This is a genomic window from methane-oxidizing endosymbiont of Gigantopelta aegis, assembly GCF_016097405.1.
In the GTDB taxonomy this organism is placed as follows: domain Bacteria; phylum Pseudomonadota; class Gammaproteobacteria; order Methylococcales; family Methylomonadaceae; genus Methylomarinum.
This window is the reverse complement of the sequence record NZ_JAEHGD010000001.1, coordinates 1,944,872-1,969,535: the sequence shown is the minus strand read 5'-3', so window position 1 is coordinate 1,969,535 and position 24,664 is coordinate 1,944,872. Positions and strand designations below refer to the sequence as shown.

The following is a 24,664-nucleotide window of genomic DNA, read 5'->3' as shown; positions in this document are numbered from 1 at the left end:
ATCCCGATTTATCACCTCATACCGCAGCCAAAACCGGTACGGCTTTCAACAGTTTTTGGGTATAAGGATGCTGTGGCGCCATCAACACCTGTTTGGCAGGCCCCATTTCGACAATTTTACCCTGATACATCACGGCAACCTCATCGGCAATTTCACCTACCACGGCCAAATCATGGGTGATAAATAAATAGCTCAAGCGTTGTCGTTGTTGCAAATCTTTCAATAATTGTAAAATCTGCGCCTGTACCGATACATCCAATGCACTGGTGGGTTCGTCGCAGATAATTAATTTGGGATTGACCGCCAATGCTCTGGCGATACAGATGCGCTGGCGCTGACCGCCGGAAAATTCATGTGGATAACGCATGGCGCTAGATGCCGGAAGTTCAACCTGTTTTAATAATTGCAAAACCTTCTGTCGCCGCTGTTCGGCATTGATTTCAGGCCGCAACGCTTTCAGGCCTTCGGCGATGATGTCGGCAATCAACATACGCGGATTCATCGCCGCAAACGGATCCTGAAAAATCATTTGTATTTCGGCACGTTTTTTACGCAATGCTTCACCACTGAGCTGTCCTAAATCAATCCCATCAAACCAGACCTGCCCGCCACTGGCCGGCACCAAGTTCAATAACGCCTTGCCCAAGGTGGTTTTGCCGCACCCCGATTCGCCAACCAACGCCAACGTTTTTCCCTGTTGTAACGAAAAACTGACACCATCGACCGCACGCACATGATCGACCACGCGCTTGAATAATCCTTTGCGTATGGGATACCAAACTTTAAAGTCATTGACCTGCAATAACGGTGCAGAAGGCATCGCGGTTTTATCCTGGCAATGCCGCATCTCCGGCAATGCCGCTAACAATTTCCGACTATAGGGATGTTTGGGCTGTTTAAAAAATTCAGCGCGGGTCGCAGTTTCGACAAGAACCCCCTTCTCCATCACCGCGATTCGGTCGGCCATATTGGAAACCAGCGCCAAATCATGACTTATCAGCCACAAAGCCATGCCGGTCTGTTGTTGAATTTTTTTTAGCAAAGCGAGTACTTGTGCTTGAATTGTCACATCCAGTGCCGTCGTCGGCTCATCGGCAATCAGCAGTTCAGGGCGTCCAGCCAGCGCTATGGCAATCATCACCCGTTGCCGTTGGCCGCCGGAAAGCTGATGTGGGTATTCCCTCATGCGGCGCTGAGGATTCGGAATTTCAACCTGTTGCAATAACTCCAGTACGCGCCGCTCGATGTCTGCCGGCTTGAGACTGAAATGCAAGCGAATCACTTCGGCAATTTGTGCACCAATCGTCATGACCGGATTCAACGACGACATCGGATCCTGAAAAATCAAACCAATACGGCGACCGCGCCAGCGGCAAAATTCAATTTCCGGAATCGTCAGCAGATTCTGGCCATTTAATGCAATGCTATCGGCCTGAATGTTGGCATTGTTGGGCAAAAGCCGCAAGACGGATAATGCGGTAATGGATTTTCCAGACCCCGACTCGCCCACTAGGGCAAAGGTTTCCCCACCATAAATATCAAAATCAATTGCATCGACAACCGTGTCCTGCTGAAAGGAAACGCTTAAATTTTTGACCTGTAATAAAGGTTCAGCCATGTTCTGCCCTCCGTGGATCAAAGGCATTGCGCACCGTATCGGCAAATAAATTGGCCGCCAGCACCAGTGTAAACATAAACAAGAAGGCTGCCGACAATGACCACCAGACCACCGGGTCGCGTGCCATCTCAAGCCGAGCACCATTGATCATATTTCCCCAACTGTAGGTGGTTGGATCCACACCGATGTTGATATAGGACAATACTGCTTCGGCCAACACCAGTGAGCTGAAATCCAACACCACCGAAATCAGCACGATATGCATCACATTCGGCAGAATATGCCGGATCAAGATCGTCGGCCGAGTCACGCCCAACGATTCGGCCGCCTGTACAAATTCCATTTCCCGCAATTTAAGGGTTTCGGCGCGCAGCATTCGGCATAAGCCCGTCCAACTGGTAACACCTAAAATCAAGCATAAAAACAACAACCGCATATCGGCACGCACCAGTACGCTGGTGAATTGTTCGGCATGATTGGCCATATACACCTGTACCATCAAGATGGAGGCTGCAATCAATAACACCCCGGGGATTGAATTCAAGGTGGTATAGACAAACTGAATCACATCATCTACCCAGCCGCGAAAAAAACCGGCCATAATACCAAAACCGATAGCGAGCGGCAGCATCATCAAGGTCGTCAGTGTGCCGATGACAAGACCGGTACGGATACTTTTTAGGGTTTGGTAAAACACATCTTCACCCACCTTATCGGTACCCAGCACATGATACCAGTGCGACAAATAGGCCAGCATGTAAAACAGGCTGATAACCAAAAACAAAGTCAATAATGCCGCTTTGGTTGCAGGCCGGAAGGATTCAGCCAATTTTCTGCCACATATCATCCAGAAAATAAGATAAAGCAGCAGCGCTAACACCACACCTTTACCAAAACCTGTGGCGGCTTTGCTTAGAATATCCGGCCATTTTTCCTGCTCTGGATTGTTAAGATGGGCACCCCCATATTTCAACCGAGGATAATCCCATTTCTCCAGGCCATCTTCGCCAATAATCATTTCCTTGCTGTATAAATAGGCCGAAAATGGCGCCGAATAGGTTTTTTCCGACCGCTCGGTCAATGGCCTTGCAAAATGATCTAACAAACTGATGATGTCCTGTGTTTTGCTGTCTTTGTAATGCACCGAATCCAGCAGGCCGATACCGGCAAAACACAGCAAAACCACCAACGACACCATACCTGTCTTGCTTTGCGTAATTTTCGCTAGTGGCCGTTTGAAATGCGGTTTGCGCAGCATCAGCGTGATACTGACAGCTATAGCTAGCACTAGAATAAAGATCAAGCCATCTGTCCATAACACAATCATCGTCAAGACAACCTCACTCTAGGGTCTACCCAGGTATAGGAAATATCGGTCATCAGCAATCCTAAGATATACAACACCGAGCCTAAAAACACCATTGAGCGGACAATAGCAAAATCCTGCCGATTTATCGCATCGATGGTATAACTGCCCAACCCCGGTATGCTGAAAAATGATTCCATAATTAGGCTGCCCATAAATAGCAAGGGCAACACCACCACAACGCCGGTCAAAATTGGAATCATGGCATTTTTCAACACATGACGAAACAAGACCTGCACCTCGCTCAGGCCTTTAGCGCGGGCGGTGCGCACATAGTCTTTTTCCACTTCTTCCAAAAACAAGGTTCGATACCAGCGTGCCCCCGCACCGAGCCCTGAAATCACACTGATGATGATCGGTAATATCAAAAATTTTATAGCCGAAAAGCCACTGTCATAACCGGAAATAGGCACTAGCTTGAGAATTTTGCCGATAAAAAACTGCCCGCCGATAATATAAAACAAAGATGAAATCGACATCAGAATGACACATAACACAATCGTGCCGAGTTCTAAATAACTGTTCCTGAACAACACCATCATCAACGCCACCGTGATATTGACCAGCAACCCCACAATCAAGGATGGCAACGCGAGTGCCAGCGAAGGCCACATGCGTTCTGAAATATCATGACCAATATTTCGGCCGCTGTCGGAAATACCAAAATCAAATAAAAACAGGCCGATGGATTTTTGATAAAAAATCGTCTGCCGCAGTTTTTCGAGGCCACTCTGTTCTGCATTCCAGAGCAATGGCAAATCATAGCCATGCTGATGTTTCCAATTATTGATGGCCTGTTCTGTCACATGTTTCTGCCCCAATTGCATGCGGGCCATATCGTCAGGACTGTTGACTACAAAAAATAAAACAAAGGTCAGAATGTTGACCGCGAGCAATAACGGGATAGCGTAAGCCACACGGCGAATAATATATTGAATCATACAATGGTCTCCTGCAAACGACGCCGATAAGCGCGTATCGCCGGATAAACAGAAATGGCCAATAACACAAAAATAAGCACCAATGGCCAAAAAACCGGCTGATTCCATTGGTAACGTTTTTGTTTGCGTAGATCAGCTTCGATACGGGTATATTTCAGCCGATTATTCGCCATCAAATTGGGCTTGATGTTTTTATACCAGCTATGAAACAAGCTGAAGCTTTTTGGATTCACGCCAAACACCCAGGGCGCATCGCGCCTTAGAATCTGCTGCATCTGCTGAATAATGGCCAACCTTTCTGGACTATTGTCCATGTTACGCATTTTCTCAAACAAACGGTCATAGTCGGGGTTTTCATAATTCACCGCATTTTCACCGCCATTTTTAGCCTTGCTGTTCGGGCCATATAATAAGAAAAAGAAATTTTCAGGATCAGGATAATCTGCATTCCACCCCCAGATAAATAATTGCCCAGAACCCTGACGCATTTTCTGTTGAAACCGATTGTAATCGGTCGCCCGAATAATCAATTTAATCCCTAATTTTGCAAATTGCTTACGAAACCAGTTCATTCGCGGCCGCTCATCAACACTAGCCGAGGCTGTATCAAAATAAAGTGTTAAGGCTTCGCCGGTGACAGGGTCGATACCGTTTGGATAACCTGCTTCCGCTAATAACTGCCTGGCCACGGCAATCGACTTGCGTTTAGGTTTACCCTTCACCCAGTCATACACAAACGGGTTAATCCCGGCTTTGCCATCCTGATAGCCATAAATACCAGGGGGTAACACCCCTTGTGCCGGCACTCCGCGGCCATTCATAAAAATCGCGATATATTCTTCATAATTCACTGCAATTGAAATGGCCTGACGCAATTTTTGTTTTTGCTCGGAATAACCACCGATCACCTTATCTAGCATATTAAACCCTAGATAAAAAACTGAGGTCGTCACCGCCGTTTGTAACTGAATGCCTTTTTCCCGCATCATCGGCGTAAGCTTTGCATCACCTTCGCCAGTGAATTGCACCGCTTGGTCAAAACTATCCGAGGCGATGCCGGAAGCATCATAATAGCCTTGCAAAAACTTGTTCCAATAGGGAATATTTTCTTTTTCCAGTACATACATCACACGATCGATAAACGGTAACTTTTTACCCGCATCCGCCAATAACCCGTTTCGCTTATCACCAGCCTCGCCTACGATAGGATAAAACTCATCATGAAAGAGCGGATTTTTCTCCAGCACCATACGCCGGTTTGGGTTGTTTTCGGTGAGATAATATGGCCCTGTACCAACCGGGTACCAATCCAGCGTGATATTTTTGTCAATCAAGCCCGGCTGCGCATAAAAGGCATCAGCCTCCCACGGCATAGCGGCAAAAAACGGCATAGCCAACCAAAATTTAAACTGCGGATACTTACCTTTGATACGAATCCGATACTGGTAACGACCTGTCGCCTGAACCCCGTCTAACGGCATATCTTTTAACACCGTAATCGGCTGATCTTGCATTTTTTCAGCAAATTCGGCAAAACCGACAATATAGTTTTGCATCACCCCGGCGATGGGCGATTGAATCTTCGGGTAAGCCAGGCGTTTTATTTGATACACATAATCTTCTGCCACCAGCTCGCGGCTACCCCGCTGTTCAAAATCGCCCAGCACATCAATCCCATCGAGTTGTTCTGCATTTAAATGGTGATATAACAAGCGGCCCTTTTCATCGCGACTAAAGGCCGGATGTGGCTGAAACTGAATCCCGGGCTTAATACTAATCAGATAATCACTGTAGGCAACCTGCGCCGCATCTTTACCATCGATTATCTGCCCGAGCCGATTGTAGTATTTTACCGTCAGCATCTTTTCAGCCGTCAAAGGAATCAGTTGATAGGGACGTTTTAAATAATGATATTGCAGTGGTGGCTCATAAATCTGCCCAATAAACGCATATTCATTTGAGCTGTAGGCTTTGGCCGGATCTAAATGTTTCGGCCGCTCTGCAAACGAAGAGTACAACACCGAAACACCTGGCTCAACTTTGCGATAAGGGTTATTTAACGGCGCCATCTCACAGCCCACTAAAAAAACCAGGACACTATAAAAAAAACAAACCTGACTACGCATTTTTACCGACAAAAAACTGGACATCATTTGATGGGTCATAGATACTGAACCCCCTATTCTAACAACAATTACATTGGGAGAGTCTAATGGGATTTATGCAAGGCAAAAAAGTCTTGATTGTGGGCCTGGCGAGCAATCGTTCTATCGCTTGGGGAATTGCACAAGCAATGCACCGAGAAGGTGCTGAACTGGCTTTTACCTACCAAAACGAAAAACTAAAAAGCCGGGTGGAAGACATGGCGGAAAAATGTAATTCCAACATCACCATTGAATTGGATGTCGGTAGCGACGAACAAATCATCAATGTCTTCAGCAAGCTCGGCAAACACTGGGATGGCCTGGACTGCATCGTGCATTCAGTCGCCTTCGCACCACGTGAAGCATTAGATGGTGATTATGTCGAGGCCACCACCCGCGAAAACTTCGCCATCGCACACGACATCAGCTCATACAGTTTCACGGCATTAGCCAAAGCTGGTCGTGATATGATGAAAGGCCGCAACGGTTCACTACTCACGTTATCTTATCTTGGCGCCGTTCGCGCAATTCCAAATTACAATGTCATGGGCGTTGCCAAAGCCAGCCTTGAAGCCAATGTGCGCTATATGGCCGCCGCATTAGGCCCTGAAGGCACCCGCGTCAATGCCGTTTCAGCCGGCCCAATCAAAACCCTCGCTTCCGCCGGCATTAACAACTTCAAATCCATGCTGAGCAAGGCCACAGACACCGCGCCCTTGCGCCGCAATGTCACCATCGAAGAAGTCGGCAACGTCGCCGCCTTCATGTGCTCAGATCTCGCTAGTGGCGTAACAGGTGAAATCACCTATGTAGACTGTGGTTACAATATTGCTGGATTGGCAGCCGGTTAACAAACATCATCTATTAGCCAATATTTTTAACGCCCGGATGAATTAAAATCCGGGCTTTTACACAAGCTATTTTATCTCTTAAAATGATAAACTTTGAATATTAGCGACTCACGTTTCAGGAAAATCAATGAAACTTAAATCCATCATTCTGCTCAGTAGCACTTTGTTCGTGACATCGGTTCCCATTATTGCTGCTGAAAAAAATACCGACTTGCAAAGCCTGAAACAGCAATTACTGACAGAATTACTTCAAAGTCCGCAACTCAAGAAAATCATTCGTGATGAAATTGTCGCTCAAGAAAAACAAAAAGCGCTGACTCGCATCCAAAAACGCCTAGAGAAAAAAAAACGACAACAGCAGCATCTCCATAAACACCTTCAGCCAGTCAACCCCAAACAAGATCATATTTATGGCAACCCCAATGCACCGATTAGCGTTATCGAGTATTCAGATTTTGAATGCCCTTATTGCCGGAAGATTCATCCGACCTTAAAACGCTTGGTTGATGACTCAAAAGGAACGATTAACTGGGTCTTCAGACACATGCCTGCCGACTTTCACCAACCTAATGCCCGACAGGAAGCTGAAGCGGCTGAATGTGCCGCAAATCTTGCAGGCAATGATGGCTTCTGGCGCTTTGCCGAAAAATTGTTTCAGCACCCCCGCCGAAACAAACAGTCTCATCAATACCTCATTCGTCAGGCTGCCAAGCGCAGTAATATCGATGCCGATGCGTTGATGAAGTGCCTTGAACAACGCCGTTTCAAAGAAAAAGTCGAAAAAAATATTGAAGAAACGAAACTGCTGAAACTGGTAGGTACACCTGCGAATATTTTGATACATCACCCATCCGGCAGGCTGATGCTGCGTCAAGGTGCAGCCTCATTACTCCGGCTGAGACTGGACATTGCACAACTATCCGCGCCAAACAAAAAACCCGGCCTTTAAAGAATTGCAGATTTATTCTGCGTTTCCTTAAAGAACCGGGCTTTTCGCGTCAAAAAATTCTGACTATTCTACAGCTTCACCACGGCGCATTGCCGCTTTACGCTCGACTTCCTGCTTAAGCTGTGCAGCGACTTGCTCAGCGCGGATTTTGGCGCGGATTTCGCGCTGTTGTTTGCGCATTTCCAGCATGTGTTGACGCATGATTTGTTGTGTATCCGATGGAGATGATTCGCCTTCCACCGCCCAAACATTACTTGCCGCCAGCATCACAGCCAGCATCATGATTAATTGTTTCATTTCAAAGCTCCTAAGGTTACTGAAAAAGTCGGAGGGGAAAACCCCTCCGAACTCAGCCAACTATCAAGACGGTCCAATAATAAAGTCCGAAACATTATTATCAAATGGCGGACGATCCAGCCGAATCTGCTTTGATGTACCATCATTATTTGGACGGCAATCAGGAACACCAAAACCATCAGAATAATAAAATTGTTCCCAACCAACATTACCCGGAACCACACCAGAGAATACAAATTCCCCAGAATCCGTCGTCAAGGCTGTCACAACAGAACTATTACTCCCCCACTGATTGAGTGTTAATGAAATTTCAGTATTTGCAAGGGGCTGAGCGTTCCAGTCATAAGCAGTACCTATGACTTCGCAGGTATCCTGACTTCCCAGATCAACCAGAACGATTTGATTGTTTTCAGCAACATACCCGAATACAGTCAAAAAACCAAACGAAGCATTACTAGCCCATACCCGAAATCTACCTAACGGAACCGTATTGAAAGTCGCTTGTCCATTGCTATCAGTCACCGCTTGTATGGTAGAACTTACGCCCGTGGCACTGTTGAAAAACTCGCTGATTAAATTAACCGTCTGATTGGCTACAGGGCTACCTTGATCTAGAACCGTCACCATCACGGTACCGCTTCCATTAACCCCAAAGTCCTGAAGGAAACCATCGGTACTCGGCATAACGGTCGACACATGGATTGATGTCCCTGAATTAGGATCATAGTTGGAAAGACTCAGTTGAGAGCTTAATGGCACCTCTATTGGGCCGTACGAAGTACTTCCGCCTAAATTTTGCAAACTGCTAGAGTCAGATGAATAAGCATTAATCGACGCCTGATCAGAGCTTACAATCAGATTGCTTACATTGTCTAGCAAAGCACCTTGTAATGGCCCCCAGACGACAGGAAGGTGGATATCATGCTGACACTGAAGACCATTTTCTCCAAATGGCAATGAGGCACAATTTCCTCCATTTCCAAGCTCACCTGCTCCGAATTGCAAATAAAGTTCTTCCCAATGATTCCAGGTTTGGCCATTGTGACTATATGAAACAGTTATCACTCCCTCAGTTCCATAATACCCTTCTCCACCACTCAGACAACCAGTCAAGTCGACATCGAAACGGTAGTAACCACTGCTATCGGTAAATACATCCTGAGTAGTGCCAGCACTACAATTATAATTATCATAACTCAGCCCTGTATCAGGCAGCGGATTACCATCAGTGCCATACAGCGTCCCTTCGATGGTCAATAGATAAGAACCAGGACTAACGGTAAACCATTGGCTGGCGGTTGAGGTATTTCCTTGTGTATCACTGGCTTCAATTATAATCTCACACCATTGACCAAAACCTTCAACACTGGATGGCGCGGTATAGACTGTATTAAAAACAGTCGGTGAAGCACCACTGCCCGAAGTTGTATCGAGAGTCCCATCATTGGTGTTCCAGCAGGTCTGGCTCCAGTTAATGCTGATATCACTGCCTTCCGGGTCGGTCACTGTGGCTTGAACACCGGTCGATTCACTAACCCTAAGATTCTGATTATCAATCATGAAATCACTGATAACCGGTGGATAGTTGATATCTGAAGATAGCGGCAACACGCCATCTGCACCAGCATCCAGATAATCCAGAAATGCACAGTTTTCAACATTCTGATTAGTTAAACAACTGCCTTGATCTTGCGGATTATCAAATACCGCTGCGTTGTTTACATTCTGACTTAAACTGTAAGTACCATCACCATCCCGCACCAGATAATACTTAGCGCCGGATAATTGTGTGTAAACGCGGATTTGTTCTGTCATTGTAGCTGTACTTTTCTTGACAGTCAGTCCGTCAATCGTGTTACCCTCAGTTGCAGGATCGTTACCATCACGATCACAAGCCCGCTCCGGAGAAGTGCCACTGTAGGTAACACCTTCAGCATACCAATCAAAAGCGCCCGCCAATGCCTCACCTGTAGTTTCGTCAACAAATTTGTATTTGAAACAAGAGTGAGTATTAACCGGTCGATCATAGTTCCACCAGGTAAAATGAGTCACATTTCCGCAGATCATTAACTGCCCATTACGGCTTTGTACAGTCCCCTGACCTTCTTCTATCCACAATCCTCGCTCTACATCGTAATACCATAAAGGTACGGTATCACCAGCTTGAAGACCAGAAGTGGCTGCCATACAAACTTCAGCCTCACCATTTAACTGGTGGATTTCATTGCCATTTTGATCGCGCAGATCAAATTCCATCATCCCGTATGTTTCCAGTGGTACAGGTGCGGAATTAGGGTCAGCATTTGCAGGCAAGGCCAAAAGATCACCACCGGGTGAAGAACTCAAATCTCCAGTCGGTTCAAGATAAGTGACCGTACCTGTCACCTGGGTTACACCATCCGGCAATGAACTCGGTGAAATCGTTAAAGACCCCACTGTTTGACCATTTTCCTGAATGGGAACACCCTGAGAAAGATCATCATCCTGAGTAATCTGGTCAGAAACTGGATCAAGATTAACAATTACATGATAGCTGGTAGTTCCGGGAATCAATATTGCTTTGGCATAGCCGCTGGAGTATCCACTCGCCTGGACTTGCACCGGAAAGAACTGATTCAGATTATCGCTGGTCAGTTCAGACATGCTGACACCAGTCGCTTCAAATCGGCCTGCGGGATCAGTTGATGTATTCACCGAGTTTAGGCCAATTTTAACTGCCGCGCTACTTAATGCCGCGCCACCACCATAAACTTCTCCACTGATGGTAAAGCAGGCATTATTAGGGTCATTTGGACAAGGATCTTGTTCATCCGGGATGCCATCGCCATCGCTGTCGGTAACCGCCACGAATATCTGGGCTGCAACATCATAAGAAAAGCGCGCCCGACGCGGTTGAAATTTAATGGTGACCTGACGTTGCTCCCCAGCGGCCAATGTTTCTCCATCCGCCAAAATATTGAAATAGGGCTGTCCGGCATCATCACCGTCAGAATTTTTTACAGTATGTGAAGCGTTTGTGACCAGCAAACGCAGCGGGCCTGTCAATGCCTCAGCAGAGGAATTAGTCAGCGTATTGACCGTGTAATAAACCCGTTCGCTGGTATCATAAAACCGGCTCCCTTTTACCACGCTTACGTCAGCCGCCGCTTCCCAACTGCCATTATCAAGCGCTATCGTAAAAGCTGTCGTCGATTGTGAAAACATCAGCAGTATAATACATAAGATACTAACAACAGAACCCAGTCCCGTATTGGTGCACCTCGTCCAACTTTTATTGTTTTTCATTATCATCTCCTCCCCGTTTGGGGTGTCAGGAATTTTTACGCCGTAACATTAATACTCCCAAGCCCAGTAATGCAAATACCCCAGGTTCTGGCACATTATTAGCCTGCATTTGTTCAGTAATCGTAATATTATCTATTTTAAGCCAGTCATCGCCACCTGCCATGTTTTCAAGACCAAACAGAATCTGTACATTTAACCCGGCAAAACTGGTGACATCAAATGGGCCGGCGCCAGCAATATCTATATCTATCAAGGGTCCAATGCCATCACCGATTTGAGCAAACCAATTATCACCTCCAGCAATGTCATCGAGTTGCACCATAAAATCAAAATCCAGCCACAGGGAATTACCTGCTGCAGACAGGGTTGGCATAGTAAAGTCCTGAAACATCGTTACCGCCCAACCAATACCAGTAATGAAGTCATAATTTGTACTCAGCTTGGCCTCTCCTCCGGTACCTTCTATCGTGAAAAAATCGGGCGTGGTCACGGCATTCATTTGTGACGCGGTATAATCGTCAATATAATCGACCTGCCCCGACCAGTTATCGAAATTACTGGAAAAATCGCCGTTTTGCAGCCCTGCCGCTGAAACGCCGCCCCCCGATAAAAGCCCGGCCACAACGGCCAGGGTACATATTTTATTCTTCAACATTATTTTTCCCCATATTAGAAACATGCAATATGATTCATAGCAATTCTTAAACCAAAAAAATAGAGTTTCTTTTAAATCAAAAACTTAATTAAGTTTACTTGGTAAACAGCGGAAAACAACACAAAACTGTAAAATTTACTGACATAATAGATTGGCTTTGTTGCAAAAAACAAAATACACCCCATATTGAGTGACATGGATAAGAAAAAGAAACCGCCCTACAAAGCAAACAACTGGTCAGCCTACAATCAGGCTCTGTTCAAACAGGGTATCGAGTAAGTCCGATGATGTATTCAGATATGGCTATCAAAGTCCCGCATTACAGTGCCTTAAGCCGGCGTCAACAAGCTCTGGATGTTCGGTTACCCCACTGGTAGCCGGACACTCCGGCATCTGGTTATCGATTCGACAGGGTTGAAAGTGCATGATGAAGATGAATGGAAAGTGCGTAAACACGGCGCAGGTAAGCGCCGCACCTGGCGAAAACTCCATGTAGCCGTTGATACACAAAGTCAAGAGGTCGTGGCTGTCGAGTTGACGACCAATAGTGTCGGTGATTCAGAAGTCTTACCGGGTCTATTAAAGCAATTAGATGAACAAGACGACAAAGGAGGGTTAAGTCTTTGAATTTTGATGCTCGAATTAAAAGGTGGGCTATATCGCAGATAACCCACCTCTATCAAAAGCTTTAGTGCTCATTTGTTTGTAATGCTTTTAATTCTTGTTGGATTTCTGGCTTCAAAAATCTTTTTAAACCACGGCCTAATTGTTTAGCCAGCAGATGTACCGCTTGATTTTTTTCAATAGCTTGCCAACTATCAGCCCCCCTATATTTTGCCAATGCTCTTCTGACCTGATCACATAAATAGCATTCTGTTCCTGCGGGCAAGGTTGCATGTAAGTCTCTGATTAAATGTGGAGTGATTTTGTTCATGATAGCCTCCTACTTGATTTGATAACGATACTGTCTGTCACATATAAATGACAGGTATTCAATCTATGCATTGAGCCAGAGAAAATCAAATAGTTTTAAATATTTATTGATCTAAATCAAAAAATACTTTTAAATCAGAGAGTTACAAAATAAAACAATTTTATTAATCTCTTTTAAAATCAATTGGTTATGGATAATTAAGTGTTTAGATTAAAGTTAGGTTGTGTAAAATAGCAATTTTACCTACGAAATAACCATGCCTATCCGAGTGACTATAGAGCTATCAGAAGAAGAATTGCAAATATTGGAAACGATTATTAAAAAGGGGAGTGACTGGCGAGAACGAGATCGAGCAATGACGATAAAACTTCTTCATGAAGGAATGAGTACAGCAGACATTGCAAAGCAACAAGGACATCATGTTGAATCGATCAGACGGCGTCGGCGCCGCTGGCTCAAAGAAGGCTTTGCCAGTTTACCCGAGAGTCCCCGTAGCGGAGCGCCCCAAAAAATTTCACTGGAAGCTCAGCAATTACTGTCGCAATGGGTTACAGAAGAAGCACTCACTTCACGGTATTTATCGCTAAATGCGCTAAATGTCAACCAACCTGTCGCATTTTTTGCAATAATTTACGAAATGAATTTTATTAAGCTGCTTGACATTCTGTTGTGTTGAAATTTTCCTTATCCGGATTAAGATAAACATGGCCAATGGGCGTTAAATTTCGTGTTTGTCGTCCATTCCATCGCTCTGGATTGTCTCTTTTTGCTTGCTCGATGACTCGTTTTCTTTTTTCGAGTACGGCGCTGTCTAAGCCGTTATGGCGTTGGTTGGGTGTTACAAACTTGAGCGCACTGTGTTGATGTTCATTGTTGAACCAACAAACGAAAGCTTCAACCCAGTTCCTGGCTTCGCTTAATGTTTTAAAAGGGTTTTCTGGAAAGGTATGATGATATTTGACTGTTTTAAATAACGATTCTGAATAAGGATTATCATTACTGACACGAGGTCTGCTGAACGACGTGGCAATGTCTAAATCGACCAATTTGGCCCTTAATGTTGCGCCTTTCATCGGACTGCCGTTGTCAGAATGTATCACCAATTGCTTTTTGTCGATGTTTTCCCGGCGAGCGATATCTTCGATCAAATCAGCAGCGTGTGCGCTTGATTCGGCATCATGAACTTGCCAGCCTACGATTTTCCGACTATAGATGTCCATCACCATGTAGAGGTAAAAATACTGCCCTTTGACGGGGCTTAATAAATACGTAATATCCCACGAGTAGATTTGATTGGCCTGTGTGGCTTTGAGTGACTGCGGTTTATTATGCTGACCTGCGGCTCCTTTAGCTCTGTGCTTAAGCTGGTTGTGGGCTTTCATGACACGATAAAGGTTGATTCTGATGCGAGATAGCAGCCCAAATCCAATAACCTCGGAACGATTTGATGCGGCGTTAAAGCGCTGTATTCCGGTTTATTAATCACGGTGATGATTTCTTGCTTGATGGCCTCGGATAATTGATTGTGCACAGGCGCTGTATTGTGCAGTCGTAGGTCTTCTGAGAGTCCTTCTCCCCGGTTCCAACGCTGATAGGTTCGAGCTGATATACCCACCAGTTCACAGGCTAATTTCTGCCGCGCTCCATTGTCAACGGCTTCATCAATGAGTGCGCTGTAGTGTTGGCGATCTGAGTAGGCGATTAATCGGCCGCCTTTTCCCCCAGATCGCTTGGCACTTTTTGATAACACCAGTAAAGCCGCTGTTTCTGATAACGCTTTCTCTTTGCGGTTTAGCTCCTTATGCAAACGCTTGTTTTCTTGTTTGAGTTTTGTTTGCGCCTGTTTATATACGGATTCTGTTGATTTAGATTCTGACAAAAAATTCCGCTTTCCAGGTATTTAGATGATGTAAGTAGATGCCTTGTTCACGACAATAGGCGCTAGCCTGATCATCGGTGAGATGATGACAATGAACAATGGCTTCAAAACGTTCTACTGTATTCCAATCTTGAGGGCTTTTTTCTTTTGACATGTTTGACTCTGTTTTTCGAGTTGATTTTTCTTAGCTAACCGAATCCATTTTTGAAGTGTGGAGTAACCCACACCTAAAGTAACTGCAATTTGCTTTAGCGATTGTTCTGGTCTTCTGGATAATGCTTTTTCTACTGATTGTACTTTAAATTCTTGGCTAAATACGAGCAAAGCAAGAGATTGAGCAATTAATTGAACGTGCTCAAAAAGGTGAGATTGAGTTGGCCTATGTCGATGAAGCCGGATTTATGCCGCAACCACCGAATCGTTCAGCCTGGACTAAACAAGGTGAAACACATTGTGTCACGGCCAAACGAGGCCAGCGACTTAATTTAATAGGGGCTATGTTTTCATCCGGTAAACTCATGTTGGCAAAGCTTTGGAGAAGTGTTACCGGATTGTTTTTCTTTGCTTTTTGATGGCGGTGATTAAAACAATACGCAAACCCTTGGTAGTGATTTTAGATAATGCTTCGATTCACACCAGCAAAAACTCGCTCCCTATTGGGAATTGCTGAAAGAGGAAGGCATGGAATTTTACTTTTTGCCCCCTTATTCGCCAGAGCTGAACCGAATTGAAATGCTGTGGCGTAAAATAAAATATGAATGGTTGCCCTTTAAACAAATGGAGCCTGAGGAATTAGAAAATGAAATCGATAAAATTCATAAGGGATTTAGCTCGGAATACAACTTAACTTTTTGCTAACCACTTATAGCAACAAAGCCCAATATTTAGATTGCTCAAACAAATGAAAAAATTAATCATCTTAATTGAGGTTGTGTTTCTTGTTATAGGCTGTAATGATAGCGCTAATTCACCCGTTCAACAGATCAGCTCGATAAACCCAAAGAGTGAAGGCCACACCATATCCTCGGACAACACGTATGATTATTTATCAAGAGAACGTATAAAACCATCAAACATTCAAGAACTTAAGAGTAGACTAAAGCGATTAAATATCAGGGTAGAAAAAGTCGAGGAATACGGTAAAGAAAAGATGGAAACCGTGTTCTATGAAAAATATGAGCCCATTAAGAATATCATGGTCGAGGATAGGGAAAGGTTCAGGAAAATGATTGAAGATGCAATTAATGCAAACCACCTTGCCTATAATCATAAAAATATTATGAAGCTTTTTCCTGCAGTCAGAAAAGAGGACTTTAAAAATACTGGAAAATTACTTTATCAGGCAGATTTTGATATTTTTATCAATAACATCCTGATTAGAACACACTTGTCACCTGTGACGCCGGAACATTTCAGCTATTTTATAAATGATTTTAAAAATGGTGATCTATAAAAGTAAGTGCTTAGAAAAAATTTCGGATCAAACCTGAGTTCGGAATAAACAAATACATAGTACGGCTATCCTTAGGGATTAGAATATAACCCCTCTTTTGCGTGGATGCCCCCAAACATTGATGGACGTTATCGTACCATTCAGGCATAAAAAAACCAGCTACAATGCTGGCTTCAGGACTTTCTTGGACGTTGGTGGATGCTGAGATGGTGGCGGCACCGGGGATCGAACCTGGGACCTCGGGGTTATGAATCCCGCGCTCTAACCGGACTGAGCTATGCCGCCAATATAGAACCTTCAAAAAGAAGTACGCTCTCGATGAGAGAGCGCGTATTATAGGTAGTAATCGTTTTAGTGTCAAACATTAAATCGAAAGTGAATGACATCGCCATCCTGAACGATATAGTCCTTACCTTCCAGCCGCCATTTTCCGGCATCTTTTGCGCCTTGCTCCCCCTTAAAGGCCACAAAGTCTTCATAGGCGATAACTTCGGCGCGAATAAAGCCTTTTTCAAAATCGGTATGAATCACGCCAGCCGCTTGCGGTGCCGAAGCACCCTTCGGAATGGTCCAAGCGCGAACTTCTTTCACACCTGCCGTAAAATAGGTGGAAAGATCAAGTAAATCATAGGCGGCACGAATAACGCGATCTAAGCCTGGCTCTTCCAAGCCTAAATCATCCAGAAATTCTTTTTTTTCACTCTCTTCAAGCTGAACGATCTCGGCTTCGATAGCGGCACAAACCGGAACAATTTGGGCATTTTCTTGTTTGGCTAACTGACTGACTTGATCCAGCATAGGGTTATTCTCAAAGCCGTCGTCTTGCACATTGGCCACATATAATACGGGTTTGAGGGTAATCAGACAGAGCTCTTTAAGCAGCTCTTGTTCATCCTCTGTTAGCTCCATTGTTCGAACCGGTAAGCCCTGATCTAAGTGCTTGGATACTTTTTCCAACACATTTTTTCTGGCTAATTCATCTTTGTTGCCTGATTTTGATGCTTTAGCCGCACGTTGTAAGGCTTTTTCGACTGTATTCATATCAGCTAAAGCAAGTTCGGTATTGATCACATCAATATCACCAATAGGGTCAATCTTACCAGCCACATGAACAACGTTATCATCTTCAAAACAGCGCACAACATGGATAATGGCATCGGTTTCGCGGATATTCCCCAGAAATTGGTTACCCAACCCCTCGCCTTTAGATGCGCCAGCAACTAACCCTGCAATATCAACAAATTCGATTGTGGTCGGTAGAACCCTTTCCGGATTCACGATTTCCGCTAGTTTATCCATGCGCGGATCGGGTACAGGAACGACACCGACATTGGGGTCAATCGTACAAAAAGGGTAATTTTCCGCGGCGATAGTCGCTTTGGTCAAAGCATTAAACAAAGTGGATTTCCCAACATTGGGTAATCCCACTATTCCACAATGAAGTGCCATAGATTTCTCTTGAGTTTACGTTAGATAGGAGAGCGATTGATTCAACTATTATGTCGCCCATAACAGTGGACTGAATCAAAAATAAAGCGGCATTATAACAGGCGTTTAAAGTTTTTATAAAACAGTAACGCCATTGAACGAATACCTGGAGTGCGACATAATCACTATTTGAGATAAAGAGGAAACGGGGATATGTCATGAAAACTTTTTCAATCATTTTTTTAATGCTATTCAGCCTGGCCACCCAGGCCACATGCCAGAAAGATCGCGTGCGGGTCCAAGTATTGGGCTCAGGTGGTCCTGAGCTGACAGATCAGCGCGCATCGACCAGTTATTTAATCTGGCTGGATGATAAGGGAATTATCTTGCTGGATACCGGCACAGGCTCCATGCTCAATTATGAAAAAAGTAATGCCAACCCGAATGATCTAAGTGTTGTGTTGTTTTCTCATTTGCATGTCGATCACAGTGCCGAACTGCCGGCCCTAATAAAAGGATTTTATTTCACAGGCCGTCATCGTGATCTTGCTGTGTTTGGGCCCACCGGAAATTCCTTATTACCTGCTACCGATAAATTTATTGAGCGACTCTTTTCCTCCACAGGTCTTTATCCTTATTTAAATGCATACATAGATTCATCAAGCCAAGCTAGCTATCATATCAAGGTAAGAAATGTTGATGTCACCAAGAAACAGGTACGCTTTGTCTATCGCAATGCTCAAATGGCATTATCCGCAGTTCCTGTTCATCATGGGCCCTTACCCGCATTAGCCTGGAAGATTGATATAGCCGGTTGTAAACTGGTCTTTTCAGGTGATATGAACAACCAGTTCCATACCTTGGCAGGACTAGCCCAACATGCCAATTTATTGATTGCACATCATGCCATTCCTGAACAGGCTCAAGGTGTTGCGCGCCAATTACACATGCCACCTTCTGAAATAGGTCGAATTGCTGCTGAAGCCAAGGTTAAAAAACTGGTTTTATCTCATCGGATGACGCGCACTTTTGGCCAGGAAGTAAAAACCCGAAAACAGATCGCAAAAGAATATTCAGGGACTGTTTTATTTGCTAATGATATGGATATATTTCATCCAGGATATTGACAAATCAGGCAAAGTAGACTTGTTTTTTAATGAATTAAGAGAGATACTCAAATTCTCTATAAATAAAATAATAAAACTATATGAGGAGGTCAGTATGTTTAATTCAAAACAAGATTTTCTGAATAACATAAAAGATACAACCCCAGCACTCGAGCTCATTCTATTAGCGATGTTTATTACTGTGCTGGTTATTATTTATTTTTTACAAAAAAGCCGTAAACGGCATAAACGGATAAAACAGGATTACGATACACTCGCGCTGGCACGGGACCTCAAATGCGATACCCGTGACCCGCAAAACCTTTTAAAAGTCGGTTTGCCTAAACTTCATGTCAAAGAAGACAGTGTTGATATTATTGCCGGGGAAGTCAAAGCGATTGTTGCCTTTATCATTATTATTCTAGTTGGCTACCTGGCACTGGCTGTTTATATGCATCAGCAACAACTTGATGAAATCGCAATGGCTTCGATTGCATTTGCGCTTATCGGTTCCTTGTTTCTGGTTTTGTCATTACGCAAACTGAAACACGGCCGTCACGCATTGGAAACGCTCAAACAACATGTCGATGCACATGAAAAAACCTTTTCTACCAAAACACCATCGCCTGACACTAAAACCTCAGAAAACGACTCTGGCATACCTTCCATTACACGGTGTTATCGTAAACCATTGCATGAACTTATTGAAATTGCCGAAATGTTTGGCGAAGTCGTGCCACAGGATAGCGCCTTGAAACGCCATTTCATGACACAATTATTAGCTGAGACAGAAGCATTGCTTGAACCGAGACCGACCGATGCAACGCTCAAACGACATTACGATCAATTGCTAGAATCTAAATTGATTGAAAAACTTCAAGCGCTAACCGATCGAAGCGACAGTAACGCAGCCCTCATTGCCGTTCAGTCACAGACCATAAAAAAAGTCACTATCCCAGAAGACAGCACCTTACGGCGACACTTTATCACCGAATTACGCTTCAAATTAGAACAGCAATTAGGCCTGCCAAAGCCCACCGATTTCAATCTGCGGCGACATTACGACACACTTATTCAATCCCTACTTGAGAAAGAATTAAATGAAAATTATTCTTGAACCTGTTTTATACCTATTCTGCGAAAGTATGATACTTTCGCAGAATATATTTACATCAACGCCAGGATCTGATCCAGCAACAAGCCATTAGTTGCCAGAATTTGCTTGGGAAAAATCCCCTCTTGTCCTTTAAAATCGGTCACCGTGCCACCGGCTTCTTTGACAATCAACGCGCCCGCCGCCACGTCATACAGATTTAATTCCTGCTCCCAAAACGCATCGACCTGACCATCAGCAACTAAACATAAATCCATCGCCGCCGATCCAAACCGCCGTTGCCCTGTGGTTCTCATAGCAATACGAGCAAAACGCTCTAGATTATTATCCTCCAGATATGAACGCAAACAGGCAAAACCCGTTGCGACCATGGCATTATCTAGGCTGTCCTCATCAGAAACATGTATTGCATTCCCATTTTTGAATGCACCTTGAGACTTTTGTGCATAATAATAATCATCTAATGCCGGCGCGTAGACCGCACCAAACGGCAATTCCCCTTCCAGCTCCAATGCAACACTGATTGACCAGAAATACTGGCCTTTAGCAAAAGAATGGGTACCGTCAATCGGGTCAACAATCCAACGATTAGCCTGGTTTTCAGTTTGGCCGCTTTCTTCCCCCCAAAAACCAAATTCCGGGTAAGCATCGTTTAAAGCCTGCTTTAAAAAAGCTTCAACCGCGACATCTGCTTCTGTCACCAAGTCACGTGAACTTTTTTTATTAACTTCAAGGGTGGTTAAGTCTTTAAAATGCTCAAGCGCAATGTTTCCAGCTTGGCGAATAATATTTTCAGCGATGGCAGGTGAGATAGGCATAAAGTCTTCAATATCAAAGTAAACACAAGCCAGGCACTTTACCGTGCGCTGTAGGCTTTGGCAAGCGAAGCTGAACTCATCAAGAGACAAGGCGCAGGCGCATTGATGTTTATAATGTTCATTACGGAAAAGTGATATGACGTTGGTTTAGCCAATAACCAATGAAGTAATGCCATAGGCTGCACCGTAGGTACAAAAAAAATAAAAGAAGGAAACGATAAACGATGCCAATCTATTGATGCCCAGCGCCTTCCGAAACACATACGCAACCAGTAAAAAATCCCAAACAACCAATATAAACATCAGGATATAACTCACCTCATGATCGGTCATCGTCAACCAGATCATGGTCGGCAAACCTAAGACAGCAACCACATTCTCACTGAACAAAACAGCCGTTACAACCGGAAGAAAGGTATCAAAGGTTCTGTTGACCGCCAATGCAAGCGCAATAAAACAAACCGTCAGTATGGTTTCTATCGTGACTTCAAAAAACGCTTCATAGGTTTCAATCATATTCGCCTGGGTAAACAGCTCCAAGGCAAAATAAAAAAACAGGTTCTGTTTAAAAAACTGGATCGATATCGGTAAATCGAGCGGATTCACACCAAACCAGCAGAGCGGCAGATACTGTTTTAAATAGTTCATATCGGTTACTCAAGACTATTATTGTTATTGTTATTAATGTCGAAAGTCTCAGTATCATCATAGGAAGGCTGATAAGACGTTGACGCTGATGAATCTATTTGAAAATGGCTGAATTGATCATTCAATGATTGAACCAAGTCTTTGGTTTTTTCCAGTAGTTGTTTGATACGTTTGCGGTACTTCTTACTCTCTGCAATTGTTGATTTTATGGGCAAAATAATCCGCCAGAAGCTTAGTCCTTTCTCAAACATACCGGCCAGATTTTCGGGAATATTCAATTTTCGTTGTCGTGAATACAATGTCTCAACGATTAACTTTGCATGAACCTTGCCGACAACCAAATGTATGGGCAATAAAATCGCTATCAATATCAACAAAAATATCGGGCCGATTATCGGATCGATCAATATATCCAAAATACCCATCGTAATTTCGGCAAATAACAGAATCGTCACCAAAAAGCCCAAAACAATTAATGTCGTCATATTGGTTCGATCTTTCCAGGTTTCAACCGCCTTTCTGACTTCTGGAACATGAACATCTTCAACGGCCCGAATATTTTGCTCTAAAACCGCCAAAATCCGATAGGCGCGATCAGTTTCCAGATTATTGATCCGACGTTGAATGGTGGAGTGTTCGTTTGTTTGCGTCAACACCACAAATTCGCCTGTGTTGATGCCTAATTGTCTTAGACGTCTGCGCCAAGTTCCAATGATTTCAGCCGTTCTAGCGGCATCGAGACTGAGCTCAGAGTGGTCGATAACAAAAAGGAATTTGTTGCTGTCCTGATTTTCTACAATAGTATTTACCGTCTCTTTAATCAGCTCGGAATCGGCCTCGAAAAAATCACTAAACACCAAAACCAGATCAGACATGGCAATCGTCCGGTTGGTCAATAGTTGTATGATTTTATTGTCTTCATGTGTCCCCAGAACCGGTGTATCGATCAACAACCTGTTTTTAAGAATATCACTATTTACCGTAACTAATTCCAGATAGGCATTGATCTTAGCGCCTTCCCCTTTGGCAATATTTTCAATATCGCGACTGATTTGATAGAACGGTAAGCGATGATCAGCATCGACGGCAGTCCCCGGCAACGTCACCGAAGAAGCTTGCGCCGTGTATTGAAACACGGTGAATTTATGTGGATTACTATAGGCTTCTGTGTTAAGAAAACGCGTTAAAAATTCATTTTTCGACGGTGAATGTCCGCCGATCGTACTGATAATCGGCCACCAGGATACTTTGCGAGCTGTCGTGTCATTTTCATCCAGCAGCCCTAAATCATATTCAAGCTGATCTAATTCGTGAAAAGTCTTGATTGCTGTTTGCAAGGCGGGGTTTCCACTGGCAAAGAGCTTTTCGAGTTGAATCAAATGCTTACTTACTGTTTTATCAGCCATTAAATCACATCCCTAAAGTCGCAAAAAAATCATAATTACCTCATTTGCAGAGTATACACCGAGCCGACATAATATAGAAACGGCCATTATTGAAATCATCTGTGGAAGCAACCTAAGCTGTGTATTCAAGCTCAAATCAAGTAACAAAAGCGCGGTCTGTATCTATCTATTTTTTCTATCTGAAGCGTATAATAATCTCCCTTTATTTTGATCACGCGCTATGCAAACACTCTACCCCGAAATAGATCCTTTTCATCATTTTTACCTCGATACTGATGACATTCATCAAGTTTATGTCGAGCAATGTGGAAATCCTGCTGGCTTTCCGGTTGTGTTTTTGCACGGCGGTCCCTGCTCTGGTTGTCGCCCCGAGCATCGGCGTTTTTTCAACCCAGAACAATACCATATTATTTTACTGGATCAGCGCGGCAGCGGTCGTTCACGCCCATTTGGAGCACTTGAACAAAATAATACCCAAGCATTAATCAATGACTTGGAAAACATCCGCAAACGTCTGAAGATTTCTACATGGTTATTATTTGCAGGCTCATGGGGCGCAACACTCGCCTTGCTCTATGCCCAACAGTACCCTGAACGGGTCGCAGGCCTCATTTTACGTGGCGTTTTCCTGGCCCGGCAACGTGATATGGATTGGTTTATTGAAGGTAGCGCGGGGCGCATCTATCCTGAATGTTGGCAAAAATTGGTGTCAAGTGTTCGCTTGTCACACCCTAAACACCTGTTGGAGCACCTGGTTCAGGCGGTTTTTTCATCACATAAAGAAGAGCGTGAAGCCGCCGCCTTAGCCTGGGCCGACTGGGGCGCACAAACCGCCCTAGGACCTTTGTATCCAACCGATACGGCAAAGGCTGAGTGTGATGAAACACTGCTGCGGCAAGTCCGCATGGAACTGCACTACGCCCATAATCATTATTTCATTGAGGACAACCAAATACTGGATAATTGTCACCTCATCCAACATATTCCCACCCATATCATTCATGGTCGTTTAGATTTGGTATGCCCGGCCGAAGCCGGATTTTCATTATCAAAGGCCTTGCCAAAAGCCAAATTGGAAATTTTGCCAAACAGTGGCCATATTGCCGCTGGCGATGAAATGATTGACGCCTTAATCACGGCCACTGATAATTTTTTACAACAGGTTTGAGTATTTTGGAAACACGATTGAAACCGCGCAAAAAACGCTTAATTATCGCATTGACCGGCGCGACAGGCGCTATTTATGGCATTCGAATGTTACAGGTTTTGCAAACTCTAGATGAGTGGGAAAGTCATTTGATTATTTCCTCAGCCGGACTGGTCAACCTGAAATTTGAGCTGAATATGAGAAAGTCCGACATCGAATCACTGGCCGACCAGGTTCATGGTATCAATGATATTGCTGCCGCCGTATCGAGTGGCTCGTTCAAAACCGAAGGCATGATTATCGCGCCCTGCTCGATGAAAACCCTGGCGGCCATCGCACATGGTTTTGGCGATAACCTGATTACACGCGCGGCCGATGTACAACTTAAAGAACGCCGAAAAGTGGTGCTGATGCCGCGCGAAACGCCCCTTAATCTGGCCCATGTCCGCAATATGGTAACGGCAACGGAAATGGGCGCCATCCTATATCCACCGATGCCGGCTTTTTACAATAAATCCGATTCAGTGATGGATATGGTCAATGAAGCAGTCGGTCGCATTCTGGAAATGTTTGGCATAGAAGCCAATCTTCATCAGGAGTGGACAGGACTTTAATCTAAAAATGC

The 24,664-nt window shown here is 44.3% G+C and carries 27 protein-coding genes and 1 tRNA gene; 11 read left to right on the top strand and 17 right to left on the bottom strand.

The window, feature by feature from the left end:
- Positions 1 to 16: 16 nt before the first annotated feature.
- The 4 genes from JEU20_RS09935 to JEU20_RS09920 are packed head-to-tail and all read right to left on the bottom strand — an operon-like array spanning position 17 to position 6,051.
- Positions 17 to 1,618 carry an ABC transporter ATP-binding protein gene (locus JEU20_RS09935; protein WP_198245460.1) on the bottom strand — a complete coding sequence of 534 codons (1,602 nt, stop codon included), beginning with the start codon at positions 1,616 to 1,618 and terminating at the stop codon, positions 17 to 19.
- On the bottom strand, positions 1,611 to 2,945 hold the full coding sequence (locus tag JEU20_RS09930; protein WP_198245994.1) for an ABC transporter permease: 1,335 nt from the start codon (positions 2,943 to 2,945) through the stop codon (positions 1,611 to 1,613). The genes JEU20_RS09935 and JEU20_RS09930 overlap by 8 nt, the downstream gene beginning before the upstream one ends.
- 2 nt (positions 2,946 to 2,947) lie before the next feature.
- Positions 2,948 to 3,925: an ABC transporter permease gene (locus JEU20_RS09925; protein WP_198245458.1), complete on the bottom strand. Its 978-nt coding sequence runs from the start codon at positions 3,923 to 3,925 to the stop codon at positions 2,948 to 2,950.
- The gene (locus JEU20_RS09920; protein ID WP_425356709.1) at positions 3,922 to 6,051 is read right to left on the bottom strand and encodes an ABC transporter substrate-binding protein; all 2,130 of its coding nucleotides are present in this window, start codon (positions 6,049 to 6,051) and stop codon (positions 3,922 to 3,924) included. The genes JEU20_RS09925 and JEU20_RS09920 overlap by 4 nt, the downstream gene beginning before the upstream one ends.
- An 86-nt stretch (positions 6,052 to 6,137) precedes the next feature.
- On the opposite strand from JEU20_RS09920, the gene JEU20_RS09915 reads away from it, so the two are divergent.
- Positions 6,138 to 6,920, top strand: coding sequence for an enoyl-ACP reductase FabI (locus tag JEU20_RS09915; RefSeq protein WP_198245456.1), 783 nt, complete (start codon positions 6,138 to 6,140; stop codon positions 6,918 to 6,920).
- 127 nt (positions 6,921 to 7,047) lie between these two features.
- The gene (locus tag JEU20_RS09910) at positions 7,048 to 7,869 is read left to right on the top strand and encodes a DsbA family protein (protein ID WP_198245454.1); all 822 of its coding nucleotides are present in this window, start codon (positions 7,048 to 7,050) and stop codon (positions 7,867 to 7,869) included.
- Between the two features lie 63 nt (positions 7,870 to 7,932).
- Here JEU20_RS09910 and JEU20_RS09905 read toward each other — a convergent pair whose 3' ends face one another.
- The 3 genes from JEU20_RS09905 to JEU20_RS09895 form a co-directional block, all read right to left on the bottom strand.
- On the bottom strand, positions 7,933 to 8,166 hold the full coding sequence (locus JEU20_RS09905; protein ID WP_198245452.1) for a hypothetical protein: 234 nt from the start codon (positions 8,164 to 8,166) through the stop codon (positions 7,933 to 7,935).
- Between the two features lie 63 nt (positions 8,167 to 8,229).
- A complete protein-coding gene (locus JEU20_RS09900) occupies positions 8,230 to 11,451 on the bottom strand; it encodes an Ig-like domain-containing protein (protein WP_198245450.1) in 3,222 nt (1,073 codons plus the stop codon).
- Positions 11,452 to 11,476: 25 nt separating this feature from the next.
- A complete protein-coding gene (locus tag JEU20_RS09895; RefSeq protein ID WP_198245447.1) occupies positions 11,477 to 12,106 on the bottom strand; it encodes a PEP-CTERM sorting domain-containing protein in 630 nt (209 codons plus the stop codon).
- A 354-nt stretch (positions 12,107 to 12,460) separates the two neighbouring features.
- Here JEU20_RS09895 and JEU20_RS09890 point away from each other — a divergent pair, with 354 nt between their 5' ends.
- The gene (locus JEU20_RS09890) at positions 12,461 to 12,733 is read left to right on the top strand and encodes a transposase (RefSeq protein WP_198245445.1); all 273 of its coding nucleotides are present in this window, start codon (positions 12,461 to 12,463) and stop codon (positions 12,731 to 12,733) included.
- Positions 12,734 to 12,794: 61 nt separating this feature from the next.
- Here JEU20_RS09890 and JEU20_RS09885 read toward each other — a convergent pair whose 3' ends face one another.
- Positions 12,795 to 13,040 carry a hypothetical protein gene (locus tag JEU20_RS09885; RefSeq protein WP_198245443.1) on the bottom strand — a complete coding sequence of 82 codons (246 nt, stop codon included), beginning with the start codon at positions 13,038 to 13,040 and terminating at the stop codon, positions 12,795 to 12,797.
- A gap of 256 nt (positions 13,041 to 13,296) precedes the next feature.
- Between JEU20_RS09885 and JEU20_RS09880 the strand changes: the two genes are divergently transcribed.
- Positions 13,297 to 13,716 carry a helix-turn-helix domain-containing protein gene (locus tag JEU20_RS09880; RefSeq protein WP_214657298.1) on the top strand — a complete coding sequence of 140 codons (420 nt, stop codon included), beginning with the start codon at positions 13,297 to 13,299 and terminating at the stop codon, positions 13,714 to 13,716.
- Here the strand turns inward: JEU20_RS09880 and JEU20_RS15930 are convergent.
- The 4 genes from JEU20_RS15930 to JEU20_RS15915 are packed head-to-tail and all read right to left on the bottom strand — an operon-like array spanning position 13,688 to position 15,243.
- Entirely contained in the window at positions 13,688 to 14,422 is a 735-nt protein-coding gene (locus JEU20_RS15930) for a DDE-type integrase/transposase/recombinase (protein WP_198244948.1), read from the bottom strand. The genes JEU20_RS09880 and JEU20_RS15930 overlap by 29 nt on opposite strands.
- Positions 14,419 to 14,919 (bottom strand): hypothetical protein, encoded by a 501-nt coding sequence (locus tag JEU20_RS15925; RefSeq protein WP_342590517.1) that lies wholly within the window; start codon positions 14,917 to 14,919, stop codon positions 14,419 to 14,421. Before JEU20_RS15925 ends, JEU20_RS15930 begins: the two co-directional genes overlap by 4 nt.
- On the bottom strand, positions 14,906 to 15,073 hold the full coding sequence (locus JEU20_RS15920) for a hypothetical protein (RefSeq protein WP_425356694.1): 168 nt from the start codon (positions 15,071 to 15,073) through the stop codon (positions 14,906 to 14,908). The genes JEU20_RS15925 and JEU20_RS15920 overlap by 14 nt, the downstream gene beginning before the upstream one ends.
- Positions 15,034 to 15,243: a transposase gene (locus JEU20_RS15915; RefSeq protein ID WP_425356693.1), complete on the bottom strand. Its 210-nt coding sequence runs from the start codon at positions 15,241 to 15,243 to the stop codon at positions 15,034 to 15,036. Before JEU20_RS15915 ends, JEU20_RS15920 begins: the two co-directional genes overlap by 40 nt.
- Before the next feature lie 50 nt (positions 15,244 to 15,293).
- Here JEU20_RS15915 and JEU20_RS09870 point away from each other — a divergent pair, with 50 nt between their 5' ends.
- The 3 genes from JEU20_RS09870 to JEU20_RS09860 all read left to right on the top strand — a co-directional run bounded on the left by JEU20_RS09870 (position 15,294) and on the right by JEU20_RS09860 (position 16,372).
- Entirely contained in the window at positions 15,294 to 15,491 is a 198-nt protein-coding gene (locus JEU20_RS09870; protein WP_198245439.1) for a hypothetical protein, read from the top strand.
- A gap of 91 nt (positions 15,492 to 15,582) precedes the next feature.
- Positions 15,583 to 15,777 (top strand): transposase, encoded by a 195-nt coding sequence (locus JEU20_RS09865; RefSeq protein WP_281066813.1) that lies wholly within the window; start codon positions 15,583 to 15,585, stop codon positions 15,775 to 15,777.
- A 43-nt stretch (positions 15,778 to 15,820) separates the two neighbouring features.
- Positions 15,821 to 16,372, top strand: a complete 552-nt coding sequence (locus JEU20_RS09860; RefSeq protein ID WP_198245435.1) for a hypothetical protein — start codon at positions 15,821 to 15,823, stop codon at positions 16,370 to 16,372.
- Between the two features lie 207 nt (positions 16,373 to 16,579).
- On the opposite strand, the gene JEU20_RS09855 is transcribed toward JEU20_RS09860, so the two are convergent.
- A tRNA-Met gene (locus JEU20_RS09855) sits at positions 16,580 to 16,657 on the bottom strand.
- A gap of 72 nt (positions 16,658 to 16,729) precedes the next feature.
- Entirely contained in the window at positions 16,730 to 17,821 is a 1,092-nt protein-coding gene (gene ychF, locus JEU20_RS09850) for a redox-regulated ATPase YchF (protein WP_198245433.1), read from the bottom strand.
- A gap of 197 nt (positions 17,822 to 18,018) precedes the next feature.
- Between ychF and JEU20_RS09845 the strand changes: the two genes are divergently transcribed.
- Together JEU20_RS09845 and JEU20_RS09840 are read left to right on the top strand one after the other, a co-directional pair.
- The gene (locus JEU20_RS09845) at positions 18,019 to 18,927 is read left to right on the top strand and encodes an MBL fold metallo-hydrolase (RefSeq protein WP_198245431.1); all 909 of its coding nucleotides are present in this window, start codon (positions 18,019 to 18,021) and stop codon (positions 18,925 to 18,927) included.
- Between the two features lie 94 nt (positions 18,928 to 19,021).
- Entirely contained in the window at positions 19,022 to 20,023 is a 1,002-nt protein-coding gene (locus JEU20_RS09840; RefSeq protein WP_198245429.1) for a hypothetical protein, read from the top strand.
- Between the two features lie 50 nt (positions 20,024 to 20,073).
- Here JEU20_RS09840 and JEU20_RS09835 read toward each other — a convergent pair whose 3' ends face one another.
- The 3 genes from JEU20_RS09835 to JEU20_RS09825 all read right to left on the bottom strand — a co-directional run bounded on the left by JEU20_RS09835 (position 20,074) and on the right by JEU20_RS09825 (position 22,892).
- Positions 20,074 to 20,838 carry an inositol monophosphatase family protein gene (locus JEU20_RS09835; RefSeq protein WP_198245427.1) on the bottom strand — a complete coding sequence of 255 codons (765 nt, stop codon included), beginning with the start codon at positions 20,836 to 20,838 and terminating at the stop codon, positions 20,074 to 20,076.
- 147 nt (positions 20,839 to 20,985) lie between these two features.
- Entirely contained in the window at positions 20,986 to 21,486 is a 501-nt protein-coding gene (locus tag JEU20_RS09830) for a hypothetical protein (RefSeq protein ID WP_198245425.1), read from the bottom strand.
- Between the two features lie 5 nt (positions 21,487 to 21,491).
- Complete coding sequence (locus tag JEU20_RS09825; RefSeq protein ID WP_198245423.1) at positions 21,492 to 22,892, bottom strand: hypothetical protein; 1,401 nt, start codon at positions 22,890 to 22,892, stop codon at positions 21,492 to 21,494.
- Between the two features lie 220 nt (positions 22,893 to 23,112).
- On the opposite strand from JEU20_RS09825, the gene pip reads away from it, so the two are divergent.
- Positions 23,113 to 24,060, top strand: coding sequence for a prolyl aminopeptidase (gene pip, locus JEU20_RS09820; RefSeq protein WP_198245421.1), 948 nt, complete (start codon positions 23,113 to 23,115; stop codon positions 24,058 to 24,060).
- 5 nt (positions 24,061 to 24,065) lie between these two features.
- Positions 24,066 to 24,653, top strand: coding sequence for a UbiX family flavin prenyltransferase (locus JEU20_RS09815; RefSeq protein WP_281066811.1), 588 nt, complete (start codon positions 24,066 to 24,068; stop codon positions 24,651 to 24,653).
- Positions 24,654 to 24,664 lie beyond the last annotated feature (11 nt).